The sequence below is a fragment of the Alloyangia pacifica genome (assembly GCF_020524285.1).
In the GTDB taxonomy this organism is placed as follows: domain Bacteria; phylum Pseudomonadota; class Alphaproteobacteria; order Rhodobacterales; family Rhodobacteraceae; genus Salipiger; species Salipiger pacificus_B.
In genome coordinates, this window is record NZ_JAIVKX010000004.1 from 103521 (window position 1) to 115580 (window position 12060).

General features: G+C 64.7%; 8 protein-coding genes and 2 pseudogenes. 7 read left to right on the forward strand and 3 right to left on the reverse strand.

The window, feature by feature from the left end; translation table 11 throughout:
- Positions 1-37 precede the first annotated feature (37 nt).
- Complete coding sequence (locus tag LC039_RS06865) at positions 38-658, reverse strand: DedA family protein (protein WP_226622574.1); 621 nt, start codon at positions 656-658, stop codon at positions 38-40.
- Between the two features lie 209 nt (positions 659-867).
- On the reverse strand, positions 868-2616 hold the full coding sequence (locus LC039_RS06870) for an alpha-amylase family glycosyl hydrolase (protein WP_226622576.1): 1749 nt from the start codon (positions 2614-2616) through the stop codon (positions 868-870).
- A 338-nt stretch (positions 2617-2954) separates the two neighbouring features.
- On the opposite strand from LC039_RS06870, the gene purU reads away from it, so the two are divergent.
- The 3 genes from purU to LC039_RS06885 all read left to right on the forward strand — a co-directional run bounded on the left by purU (position 2955) and on the right by LC039_RS06885 (position 7947).
- Positions 2955-3842 (forward strand): formyltetrahydrofolate deformylase, encoded by an 888-nt coding sequence (gene purU / locus LC039_RS06875; protein WP_226622582.1) that lies wholly within the window; start codon positions 2955-2957, stop codon positions 3840-3842.
- A 503-nt stretch (positions 3843-4345) separates the two neighbouring features.
- The gene (locus LC039_RS06880) at positions 4346-6322 is read left to right on the forward strand and encodes an acyltransferase family protein (RefSeq protein ID WP_226623203.1); all 1977 of its coding nucleotides are present in this window, start codon (positions 4346-4348) and stop codon (positions 6320-6322) included.
- A gap of 410 nt (positions 6323-6732) precedes the next feature.
- Complete coding sequence (locus tag LC039_RS06885; RefSeq protein ID WP_226622587.1) at positions 6733-7947, forward strand: tyrosine-type recombinase/integrase; 1215 nt, start codon at positions 6733-6735, stop codon at positions 7945-7947.
- A gap of 169 nt (positions 7948-8116) precedes the next feature.
- Here LC039_RS06885 and LC039_RS06890 read toward each other — a convergent pair.
- Positions 8117-9029, reverse strand: a pseudogene (locus LC039_RS06890) (IS5 family transposase).
- Between the two features lie 493 nt (positions 9030-9522).
- On the opposite strand from LC039_RS06890, the gene LC039_RS06895 reads away from it, so the two are divergent.
- The 4 genes and pseudogenes from LC039_RS06895 to LC039_RS06910 all read left to right on the forward strand — a co-directional run.
- Positions 9523-9816, forward strand: coding sequence for a hypothetical protein (locus tag LC039_RS06895; protein WP_226622589.1), 294 nt, complete (start codon positions 9523-9525; stop codon positions 9814-9816).
- A 229-nt stretch (positions 9817-10045) separates the two neighbouring features.
- The gene (locus LC039_RS06900) at positions 10046-10690 is read left to right on the forward strand and encodes a helix-turn-helix domain-containing protein (protein WP_226622590.1); all 645 of its coding nucleotides are present in this window, start codon (positions 10046-10048) and stop codon (positions 10688-10690) included.
- A gap of 42 nt (positions 10691-10732) precedes the next feature.
- The gene (locus LC039_RS06905) at positions 10733-11155 is read left to right on the forward strand and encodes a DUF6362 family protein (RefSeq protein WP_226622592.1); all 423 of its coding nucleotides are present in this window, start codon (positions 10733-10735) and stop codon (positions 11153-11155) included.
- A gap of 640 nt (positions 11156-11795) precedes the next feature.
- A pseudogene (locus LC039_RS06910) lies at positions 11796-11903 on the forward strand (IS5/IS1182 family transposase); the annotation flags it as partial.
- Positions 11904-12060: the final 157 nt, after the last annotated feature.

Below are 12060 nucleotides of genomic sequence, written 5' to 3' on the forward strand. Positions count from 1 at the left end.
TGACGGGGCGCCTTCGGGCGCCCCGTTTGCGTTGCGGCTAAGGCTCCAGCCCCTTGCGCCGCTTGCGCCGCCCGTAGGTGGCCACTCGCCAGACATAGACCCCGACGATCCCCGCCACCACGGCGGTCGACACCGGGTCCAGCCAGCCCGCCACCAGCCCGTATTGCGCCTGCAGCAGGTATCCGGCCATCGCCAGCACGGTCGTCCAGCTCACCGTTCCCACGGTGGTATAGGCGAGAAAACTCGCCATCGGCATGCGCGCCACGCCCGCGGGCACCGAGATGAAGGTGCGCACGGTGGGGATCAGCCGCCCGATCAGCACTGCGCTGCCGCCATGGCGGATGAACCAGTCGTTCGAACGGTCGAGGTCGTCGGGCAGGATGGTCAGCCAGCGCCCGTGCCGCGCCGCCAGCCGTTTCAGCCGCTGCGTGCCGAGCTGTCGTCCGATCCAATACCAGAACAGCGCCCCGGCGAGCGAGCCGATGGACCCCGCCACGATCACCGCCAGCAGGTGCTCGCGCCCGGCGGCGGCGTTGAACCCGCCCAGCGGCATGATCAGCTCCGAAGGGATGGGCGGAAAGACGTTCTCGAGAAACATCAGCACGGCGATGCCGATCGCTCCCACCGCGTCAACAAACCCCGAGATCCAGTCGAACATGTCGCCCTCCGTAACGTGCCCGGAACCTCAACGCGCACGCCCGCCCCCGGGTTCACCAACGAGGCAGGATCGATCTTTCTTCTAGGCAGAAATATCCCGGGGGAGACGCGCGCAGCGCGGCGGGGGCAGCGCCCCTCTCTCCGAGCCTGCCGCGCTGAGAGCGAAGGAACTCTTGTCCTCACAGCTCACAGCTCACAGCCCACGCGCATCTAGCCCTGGTTCGAGATCCACCGGCACTGGTAGGGCGCCAGCGTCACCGGCCCGGCCTCGATGGTCTCGCCCGACAGCAGGTCGACCCAATGCTCGTCGGCGATGAGGTTCAGCCCCTCGTGCGGGATCACCACCTCTTCGTCCGAGCAGTTGTGCAGCGCGAAGATCGACTGCGCCCGGTCCAGGGACTGCCGCCACAGGCCGAACACCCGCTCGTCGAGGTTGAGCGTGAACTGCGTGGCATTGGGGTGGAATGCCGCCTGCCCCGAGCGCAGCTTCAGCCGCTCCGAGAGCATTTCGAGCACCTGCGCGTGCAGGCTCTCGGGGTCGTCGAGCAGCGCGTTGAGCTCAGAATAATCCCAGCGGTGGCGGTTGATCGCCCGGTTCATGCCGCGCCGCTGCACCGCCTCGAGATCGTTCGGCGTGCCGAGCATCGAGTGGATGTAGAAGGCCGGGATGCCCTCGAGCGACATGACGATGGTCTGCGAGCAGAGGAAGCGCGCGAGGTGATGCGCGTCCTCTCCCTTGTAGGTGCGCGCCATCGCGGCGAAGAAGGCGCAGTTGAGCTCGTAGACGCTCTCGCCGCCACCGGGCAGCGAACGCATCGAGGCGAGCCCGCCCAGCTCCCGCGCGGTGTCGATGACCTTGCCCACTTCCTCGGGCGGCAGCAGCCCCTCGGCGGGGCGCATGCCGATGCCGTCGTGGCTGGCGGTGAAATTGAGATAGGCGCAGCCCAGCGGCGCCGGCGGCATCGCCCGCTGCCAGTCGTTGAGGTATTTCGCCGTCCCCGCCATCATCGCGTGCAGCACCAGCGGCGGCAGCGGGAAGTTGTAGACCATATGCGCCTCGTTGCGGTGCCCGAAATACGACAGGTTCTCGGCCTTCGGCACATTGGTCTCGGTCAACAGGATGATGCTCTCGGTGGCGTAATCCGCCAGCAGGCGCAGCAGGCGGATCACCGCGTGGGTCTGCGGCAGGTGGATGCAGTTGGTGCCGATCTCCTTCCACAGGAAGGCCACCGCATCGAGCCGGATGATCCGCACGCCCATGTCCACGTGCAGGCGGATGATCCGCAGGATCTCCAGCAGCACTTCGGGATTGCGGAAGTCGAGATCGATCTGGTCGTGGCTGAAGGTGCACCAGACGTAGCGGGTGCCCATCGCCGTCTCGACCTCCTGCAGCAGCGGCGTGGTGCGCGGGCGCACCACCATCGACACGTCGTCCGACGGATCGGCCTCGAAGAAGAACTCGTCGTAGGGCTTCTGTCCCTGCCGGTAGGCATTGAACCACACCCCCTGCGAGGAGACGTGGTTGAGCACGAGGTCCGACATGAGGTGGAACTCGTCGCCGATGCGGGTGATGTCGACCCAATCGCCGAGCTGCGGGTTCACCTTGCGATAGTCCGTGACCGCGAAGCCGTCGTCCGAGGTGAAGGGGAAGAACGGCAGTATGTGCACGCCGTTGACCACGCCCTTCATCCGCGAGCGCAGGAAGTGGTTCATCAGGTCGAGCGGCTTGTGGCTGCCGTCGATCAGGCTGTCGCCATAGGTGATCAGCACCGCATCCTTCTGCGACCACAGGTTGTTGCCCGGCTTGCGCGGCTGGCGGCGGCGTCCCTTGCCCGGATGATCGGGGGTCTCGGGCCAGAAGGCATCGATCACCTGACTCGAAAGGATGTCGGCGTTGAGGGTCGGGTAGATGAAATGGAGAAGCTCGGAAAGACGGGCGCTGAAGGAGGTCTCGGTCATGAAAACGTGTCTCGACGGGTCCGGGTTTGGGAGGACCGGAAAGCCGGGGACGGCACGGTGTTCCGGGCTCTTTCCCTTGGGGTAAGCAATGATCCTCGCTTTCACAAGCATTTAGTCCGCAAATCGCGCTCTTCCACGTCGCCGGACGGCGGACCGCCCGGGATCGGGCGCGGGTTTCCGATCGCGCCCCTGTCGCATCTTAGGGGAAACATGTCGCGCCAGCACGGCGGGCGGGCGCGATCTTGCCGCAGGATGGGCCCGCAATACGCTTGACCTTGCCCTCCGCAGGCGCCAGCGATCTGTCCACGCATCCAGTCGAGAAAAGAAACGCACCTCCCATGAGTTCCTCCTACGCCCTCACCGTGCAGTGCCCTTCTACCCGCGGCATCGTCGCCGCCGTCGCCGGCTTCCTCGCCGAGCAGGGCTGCAACATCACCGACAGCGCCCAGTTCGACGACCTCGGCACCGGCAGCTTCTTCATGCGCGTGAGCTTCCTGAGCGAGACCGGCGCGGAGCTGGAGGCGCTGCAATCGGCCTTTGCCGCCGTGGCCGAAGAGTTCGGTATGGACTTCGCCTTCCACGACGAGGCCACGAAGATGAAGGTGGTGATCATGGTCAGCCGCTTCGGGCACTGCCTGAACGACCTGCTCTACCGCTGCCGCATCGGCGCGCTGCCGATCGAGATCGTCGCGGTGATCTCCAACCACATGGACTACCAGAAGGTCGTGGTGAACGCCGACATCCCCTTCCACTGCATCAAGGTCACCAAGGAGAACAAGCCGCAGGCCGAGGCGCAGATCATGCAGGTGGTCGAGGACTCCGGTGCCGAGCTGATCGTGCTGGCACGCTACATGCAGATCCTCTCGGACGAGATGTGCCGCAAGATGTCGGGCCGGATCATCAACATCCACCATTCCTTCCTGCCATCCTTCAAGGGTGCCAACCCCTACAAGCAGGCCTTCCAGCGCGGCGTGAAGCTGATCGGCGCAACCTCGCACTACGTGACCGCCGACCTCGACGAAGGCCCGATCATCGAGCAGGACATCGTGCGCGTCACCCACGCACAGTCCCCCGAGGATTACGTCTCGCTCGGCCGTGACGTCGAGGCGCAGGTGCTGGCCCGCGCCATCCACGCCCACGCCCACCGCCGGGTCTTCATCAACGGCGACAAGACCGTGGTCTTCCCCGCCTCGCCGGGATCCTACAGCTCCGAGCGCATGGGCTGAGGGCACCCCGTTCCAGTCTCTCTACCCGCGGCAGCGCTCCAGCCTGCCGCGGGCTCTTGCTTGCGCCGGGCCTCGCGGGTTCTCACGCCACGGAAGGCCGAGAGATCCTTTTTCGGGCGTCGACACCTTGGCGCGTGGGAATGCGCTCCCCTTCAGCTTGGCTCCCGCAGTAATACCTCAGGGAGACGCAAGGGCACCGCCTGTCCAAGAAAATCAGACTTCCCGCAATTGCGCGCGTGACGATGGAGGTTTGCCACCGCGGGCCGGAAAGATCGCGGGATCCATTTCCCGGCGGTGCCGCAAAACACCTCTACATATTTTTACTATTTATTCACCCACAGGCCCTAACCAATAGTCTCAAATATTTCTCAAACAGGGTACGGCCGGAAGGAACCGCAAGCTGCACAGGTTTTGCAGGGCGTGGCAGCCCATCCAATCTCCGCCCGGGTCGCCCATGCACGCCGGCAGCAAGATACGCCGGCCCTCCTCCCGAGACAGGCTTGATGACCGCTGAGTACAGACGCGAAATAGATGGTTTGCGGGGCATCGCCGTCACTTCGGTGATCCTCTTCCACGCCGACCTCGAGGTGTTTTCCGGCGGCTTCGTCGGCGTGGATGTCTTCTTCGTCATTTCCGGCTACCTGATCAGCGCAATCTTGATGCGCGAGCTTGCCGAAGGGAGATTTTCCTTTGCGGATTTCTACGAGCGCCGGGCACGCAGAATACTCCCGGCGCTCGCGGTCGTGATCGCCTGCACGATCCCCTTTGCCTGGCTCTGGCTGTTGCCGCTGGAAATGAAGGATTTCTCGCAAAGCATCGCCGCCGCGGCACTCTCGGTGTCCAATATCCTGTTCTGGCTCGAAAGCGATTATTTCGACACCGCGACCAACCTGAAACCGCTGCTGCATACCTGGAGCCTCGGCGTCGAAGAGCAATTCTACCTGCTTTTTCCGCCCGCTCTGCTCCTGCTTTGGCGCTGGCCGCTGAACCGCCGCGCGCTGGCGATCGGACTCGCGGCGCTCGCCAGCTTCGGTCTTTGCCTCGTGACGGTGGGTGCCGCGCCTTCGGCGGCCTTCTACCTGCTGCCCTTCCGCGCCTGGGAACTCATGGCCGGAACCCTGTGCGCGCTCTGGCACTTCCGCTATGGGCGGCGGACAAGCGCACCACTCGCGCTCGCCGGGCTCGCGGCGCTGCTCGTCTCGGTCTTCACCTTCGACAAGGCCACGCCGTTCCCATCGGCCTATGCGTTGCTGCCGGTCGCAGGCAGTTGCCTCATCCTGACATGCGCGGACACGCGCGGGCTGGCCGGGCGCCTCCTTGCCGCGCCGCCTTGCGTCGGGATCGGGGTGATCAGCTATTCCGCCTACCTCTGGCACCAGCCCCTGCTTGCCTTCGGCCGCATCTACGCGCCCGACAGCCTCTCGCAGGCGGAGCTTCTTGCGCTTGCCAGCGCCAGTCTGCCGCTGGCCTTCCTGAGCTGGCGCTTCGTCGAACAGCCCTTCCGCGCCCGTGGCCGCTCGTCTGGCCGCTCCTATTTCCCCAAGGCGCTGCGCCGGACACGCGGCCGCGTGATTTCCCTGAGCGCCGCGACGCTGGCCCTGGCCGTGGGCTTCGGCCTTTGGGGCCATATCGAAGGTGGACATCCCTCGCGCTACACCGCCGCGCAGACAACCTTCCTGAAAACACACGAATGGCCGCGCCGCTGTCTCTTCACCCGCCTCGAGCCCTTGCGGCAACTGCCCAATGCAGCCTGCCGGTTTGCGCCGCGCTCCGCCCCCTCTCGGGGACGGGTTGCTCTTGTCGGTGACAGCGTGATGAGTTCACTCAGCCCGGCGATGATCAGCTATTTCACTGCGCGGGGCTACGAGGTCGAGCAATTCACCCATTCGCACTGCACGCTGACCCGCCGCCACCGCGTGAACAGCATCGATGCCGCGGCCTGCCCCGGCTTCATCGCCCGCGTGGTCGACTATATCGCCACGGAAGGGTTCGATCTGGTCATCACCGCCGGTGCGTTCCAAGGCATGGTCAAGAACGGCGTGCCGACTCTCCTGCGCACGGATGGCGCCCCCGCAACCCGGGAGTCCCTGGCCCTGGATTTCAGAGAGACCGTCACGAGCGTCGCGGCCCGCCTTCTGCTCATCTCACCCCCTCCCCGCCCGGCGGTGAATGTTCGGGATCGTGCGGTGCGGGAGCTGCGGACCCATGGAACGCAAAGCGACTACAGCATCGATGCCGCGCTCTACGCACGCCAGGTCGGAGAGATCGAGAGCCTCTTCGATCTCGCCCTGCCCAAAGGCGCCCTCAGGATCGACCCCGGCGAAACCTTTTGCACGGGCGGCACCTGCCATTTCCTGCATGCCGGCGCGCCGCTGCTTGCCGATCGCACGCATTTCACCCGCGCAGGCGCAGAGCATGCCATCCTTCCACTGATCGACCGCGCGCTGAGGGACACGGATCTCCTGAGCTGGGCAAACTAGGCCCGCGCACTGTCACGGCTTTCACAATCTTTGAATCTGAAAAGAGTCGTGGAAGCAGAAACTATCGCGCATCCGCACCGCTCCCGCGGAACGGCGCAGACGCGTATTGGTCGATGCCCCAGCTCCTGCCTGAGCGACACGACGCGGATGTGCGACGCAAAGTGCATACGAATTAGCTAGGGAATGGCAAAATCCCATGCAAAACAAATATTTGAGGAAGTCACTGGTGCCCCCACACTGACTGACGTCAGAGTTTCGCCCGGATGCATGCCGCCACGCTATCCTCATGACAATACTACTCTTTTCGCCCGTTCCGTGTAGTATTCCTAGGCTCGCGGTTGCAGCCCAGTGCACGCGCATTTGGGGGGCTTCTTGGGGGGCTGTGTGCAGTTGGTTTGACGGAGGAGCCTATGGTCAGGGCGAGGAACAAACTCTCGGCGATTGCGGTGAAGCGTGCCGGGCCTGGTAAGCACGAGGATGGTGGAGGCCTTCGCCTCGAGAAAAGCCACACTGCCGGGAAGTGGATTTGGCGGTACTCGCTCGCAGGAAGGCGGCGCGAAATGGGCCTCGGCTCAATCGACGATGTGTCACTGGCGGAGGCGAGAAAGGCGCGAGACAAATGGGCAGCGGTACTGGCGGAAGGCCGAGACCCAATTTCGGTCAGGCAAGAAGAAGTCAGCTCACAGGTCGCCGTGCTGAACAAGGACGATCCCACCTTCGAGCAGTACACGATGACCGTCTTCGAAGCGCGGAAGGCGCACCTTCGCGGCGATGGTGAGCGGGGTCGCTGGCTTTCCCCGCTGAAGCATCACCTCTTTCCGAAGATCGGCAAGCGCCGGCTCTCCTCCCTGCACCAGAGGGACATCGCCGACGCCTTGCGCCCCATCTGGCGGAAGAAGCCCGCGACCGCCGAGAAGGCCATCCGCCGCTGCCACATCGTGTTCCGGCATGCCAAGCTGACCGGCCTCTATGCAGACCCGTTTGTGGTCGAGGCGGCGCGCCACATGCTCGGCGAGGTGCGGCAGGAAACCTCCCACATCGCCTCGACTCCCTGGCAGCGCATCCCCGATCTCTACACCGCCCTGGAGGGCGTTGTTGCGAGCCGCCAATGCCTGCGTTGGCTCATCCTGACCGCGGTGCGGGGAGAACCCGGCCGCGGCGCGCGCTTCTCGGAGATCGACGGCAATGTCTGGACGGTTCCGGCGAATCGGATGAAGGGCCTTGAGGGCAAGGTCGAGGACTTCCGTGTTCCCCTGTCCCGGGCCGCGCTCGCGCTGCTCGATGACATCCGTGCGCAGGCAAGCAGCGAGTACCTGTTCCCCTCCAACCGCACCGGCTTCATCTCGGAGAATGCTCTGCTGAAGATCCTGAACACGATGGGCGAAAAGGGGCGCCCGCACGGCTTCCGCAGCTCGTTCCGGTCTTGGGTTCAGGACAATGAGGCGGCGACATTCGAGGTGGCTGAAATGGCGCTCGCGCACAAGGTCGGCACCAGAGTCGAGCGGACATATGCCCGCTCGGACTTGCTCGAGCCGCGGCGGCGGCTGATGAATGCGTGGGGCGACTTCGTCACCGGGGTGACCTCGGAGAAGGTTCTGCGCTTCTCCGACGGCAAGCAGCGCTGATCACGCCGTTCCGCGCAGATCGCGCTAAAGTGGAGTCACCTTGCGCCGGATGGTGCTCTCATCGAGAGCGTCACAGTCCTTGGATTGCCCGATGAACCGCTCCTGAAAATCGCTCGGCTTTGTTGCGCAAAGGGCGTGAAGCGCGGACCTCCCCTTTCCCCATACGCACTTACCCTACAGGCTCGGTGACAGGTATGCCGAGCGCGGTTGAGCACGGTGGCGCGGATCTGGATTGCGGCGACCTGGCGATCGAAATCGCGCGCCATGAGGCTCTGTCCCAGCAGCTTCATGCAATGCATCTTCGTCTCGTCTCGGCGTGGCTTCGGCGGTGGTATCCGCTCCATTTTCGCCAGATGGCGCGGCCGAGGTATATCGATGCACGCAGCGCCTCGTTTCGGGCAATCGCGTCGGCCGTCGGTGGCTTCCATGGCTTGGCGTTCTCGCGTGGCGATATGACAGCATCGGCGCCGCGGTCGGCGACGGCGTCGTGGCACCTGCGCGTGTCATAGGCTCCGTCTGCCGTTACTGATCCGATCTCCACATCAGCGGGGATCTGGTCAAGAAGCTCAGGCAACATGGGCGTATCACCGATGTGGCTTCCGGTGAACTTAATGGCCCGGATCTCCAGCGTCTGTTCATCGACGCCCCTCTCGGGATCATGCTTCGCATGACCCTGCCGGGCAAGGGATGTGGATCTTGCGCCACAGACGGCGTTTCGCGCCGCCATGCTTGCGAGCGTGCCATTCGCCTTCGCCCCCCCCCGCCTTAATGCCGGTGCTGTCGATCATCAGGTTCAGCGGCCCCTGCGAGCCACGGTAGGGGATGGTGACGGCAAGCGTCTTCTGTCGTCGGCTCAGCGTGCTGAAATCCGGCACCGTCCAGTCGAGGCCGACGAGCCGCAGAAGGCTCTCCATGAACCCGGTCGTCTGACGGAGCGCCATGCCGAAAAGCACCTTCATCGTCAGGCACGTCTGGATCGCGGCATCGCTATACTTTGGCTGCCTGCCTCGCTTGCCCGTAAGCGGCGGCACCCAGGCCATGTCCGGGTCGAACCAGATCGTAAGGGAGCCGCGCTGCTTCAGCGCTTCGTTGTAGGCCGGCCAATTTCTGGTCTTCTAGCTCGGCGGGATGGGTCTGCTCATGCAGACCAGCTACCACGCTGGATCGCGAGATGAATCCCTCACCCGGCCTTTGCGCAACAAAGCCCCTTGACGCACGCATACCGAGTTCAGCGCTCACACGGCAGCGATCCTCCGCCTCGGGTTTGGCCGCGCCGACGCCAGACAGCATTACCGCTGGGGAGGAGTGTCACAGCTTGTGTCAGATTCGCCGCTCATCGTGGCACGCCCCTTTTTACCCAACGCGCGGCCCATGAAATAAGGGGGTGGCAAGGGTGGCAAAGTACCGCGCCGCTCCGTGCCGGTCTATGCCTCCCCGCCACCCCCCCCGCCTTGGCACAACTCAAGTCTACGCCCTCGCGCCGGGCGCAGCAGGAGTGAGCGCAGCACAATGTCAGAATGTCCGGAAAGCAAGAGCCCTAGATTCGGCTCAACGGAGGGCCTTTTCGAAGAATGGGTGACCCACGCCGACCTGGCGAGGGCACGCGAGCTCGGCCGGATGGTTTCGCCGGAGGCGATCTCGGCAAGGACCGGGCTGCCGCTGGCCGAAGTCCTGGCGATCCTTGAGGAGCAGCGCGTTCGGCTCGTGCCCGCCGTTGTGATCTGCGGTCGCACGGGCAAGGTCAGCCGCCACCCCTCCTTCCAGGCTGCGTATCTGCACATCTGCACCGTGGGTCTGGTCGAGTGGACCTGGCACACCCTTGCCGCCTACGAGGCCTGGCGCGCCCAGCGCGAGGCTGCGCAGCCTTGAGGCGGCCTGCCCCCTTCCCCGCCCTGAGCCGGGCGCTGGGCGCTGTCCCGGCGCGCAGGGCACATATGGGGGAGCGGGAATAGAGCGGGAGAAGCCCGCTCTCGGCGCGCCGCGGCGCGCCTGGTTTTGGTCCCGGGCGGCGGTCAGGCAGAAGCCTGCCGCGGCCCGTTTCAGTGAGCCTTCCCCTGCCCGGCGGCGGTGCCCCGGGTGCTGACGGAGATCTCCGACCATGAGTCATGCTGCCACCGTTTGGGCCATCCAGCAGCGCGGCCTAAAACCCGCCACGAAGCTCGTTCTCTGGCAACTCGCCGACCGGCACAACCGCGACACGCAGCGATGCGATCCTTCGCAGGCGCTGCTTGCGCATGATTGCGAGATGTCGCGATCGACGGTCAACCTGCACCTTCGCGAGCTGGAGAAGCACCGGCTGATCCGCCGCATTCGCCGCGTCGATCCGCAGACGCGCCGGCAGATCTCGACCTACTACGAGCTCGCCTTCGACACCGACTTGGCCCCCTGCGACGACGATGCCGACGAGGCGCCGGAGGCCCGGCAGAAGACCTCGCCGAAGGCCCCCAAGGCGGTCGAGCCGAGTCCGAAATCCGGACTCGGAGCCGTGTCCGAAAAAACGCGAAAACCGTGTCCGAAAAAAGCCGAATCCCGAGTCCGAAAATCGGACACAAACCTTGTAATAGAACCAGGAAAAGAACCTTACGCGCGCGAGGCGCTTTCGCCGCTGCAATCGAAGGCGCAACTGATCCTCACCGGCAAGCCGTTTCTCTGCACTGCCATCTCGTCGGTCGCAGCCCGCGAATGCATCGTCGCCGGACTAGTGACCCCGGAGGACTGCCGCGCCGCCGGGGTCCAGCCCTGAGCGGATGCCGCGCATTGCCAAGCTAGGAGAGGGAGAGCACCGATGAGCAATCCGCGCAAACAGCCCGCGCTGACCGTCGATGAAATCGAGGAACGCCTCGAGGAGGCGGCACTGACGCTGAAGCGTATGCCGGCGAAGGACGGGCCCAAGGGCTACGGCTCGAGCTGGCCGGATGTCGTGCGCTCGCGCTTCACCGCCTACGGCTTCGAGGAGGCGCGGATGCGGGTGATCCCCAGCGCGCAGGAAATCCAGCGCATGGAGGACGCCATCGACTGGCTGCGGCTCCTGGACGATCCGGACGATCGCCACATCGTCTGGATGCGCGCCGAGCAGCACCGCTGGCGCGCCATCTGCAACCGCGTCGGCCTATCGCGCTCGCAGGCCTGGTGCTGCTGGACGGCAGCGCTGATCACCTTCGAGCGCCGGCTCAAGCGCGCCCCACCGCGCACCAGCGCCCTGAGTTAAAACGGTCTGGTGCAAATGGAGGACGACGCAACCACTGCGGAGAGGTTAGTTGCGAACTTCGAAATCCCGCCTAAATGACCGCTTCTACTGGCGCGCCATCAAACAAAACCGGCGCTATTCTGCCTAACGCGATAGGTACCGCACACTACCGATCGCAGCTTCAAGCCGCCGGTCGCGCCTGTCAAAGCGTACCGCCGCAGCCAGCCCTAAGTGGACCTGTGCGCTTGGCGCAACAAGGCCAGCAGGACCGACGCGAAGGGCGGAGAGTCGCCGTTCGCTGCGTCCAGGATGAACGGCAGCGAAGCGCAGGAAGCGGACGTGACAGCTCTGCGCTATTTTCCCGAAAGCCGCCCTTCAGGCGGAACGCGGCAAGCGGCGCTATCGAGCCCTCCTCGACCGATGCTGTGCCTCGTCTTCGTGCCGGGAAAACCGACCCCGTGGACATTCGCTGAAAGTGCAGCCTTTGTCGCCGGCCCTTGCCAGTCTTCGGCAGCGGGTGAGAACCGCCCGACCCTGAACGCGAACATGCGGCACGAACGCGGCGACCGCGGAGAGAACCCCAGAGCCAGGCACGCTCTATGGAGACGCTTGTGGAACAGCCCTTGGCCGAGGCAATTAGAGAACCTTTCGGGACATCATCCTCATGGCACGCGACTTCGATCGTCCGGTCGCAGAGCTCCAAGTTCGCACCGCCGTGCTGAACGGCTACACTGCCTTTGGCATACCCGTCACAGATTCCATGGGATAAGTGTGGCTGGCGTAAGTGGAAGACCGCGCTTCACTTCCTTGGCGTAACAAGGCGCCGCCCGGCTGAACCGCCGCGCGGGTTCGCCCAAGGTCCGAGAGAAATCCCCAAGAGACCAGTACTCTTTGAGTTATTTTCTGGGTCGCGGTTGAAATGCTGC

Excerpts from the sequence above, each read along its gene's own strand:
- LC039_RS06865 (WP_226622574.1), bottom strand. The coding sequence starts at position 658 with ATGTTCGACTGGATCTCGGGGTTTGTTGACGCGGTGGGAGCGATCGGC.
- LC039_RS06870 (WP_226622576.1), bottom strand. The coding sequence starts at position 2,616 with ATGACCGAGACCTCCTTCAGCGCCCGTCTTTCCGAGCTTCTCCATTTC.
- purU (WP_226622582.1), top strand. The coding sequence starts at position 2,955 with ATGAGTTCCTCCTACGCCCTCACCGTGCAGTGCCCTTCTACCCGCGGC.
- LC039_RS06880 (WP_226623203.1), top strand. The coding sequence starts at position 4,346 with ATGACCGCTGAGTACAGACGCGAAATAGATGGTTTGCGGGGCATCGCC.
- LC039_RS06885 (WP_226622587.1), top strand. The coding sequence starts at position 6,733 with ATGGTCAGGGCGAGGAACAAACTCTCGGCGATTGCGGTGAAGCGTGCC.
- LC039_RS06900 (WP_226622590.1), top strand. The coding sequence starts at position 10,046 with ATGAGTCATGCTGCCACCGTTTGGGCCATCCAGCAGCGCGGCCTAAAA.
- LC039_RS06905 (WP_226622592.1), top strand. The coding sequence starts at position 10,733 with ATGAGCAATCCGCGCAAACAGCCCGCGCTGACCGTCGATGAAATCGAG.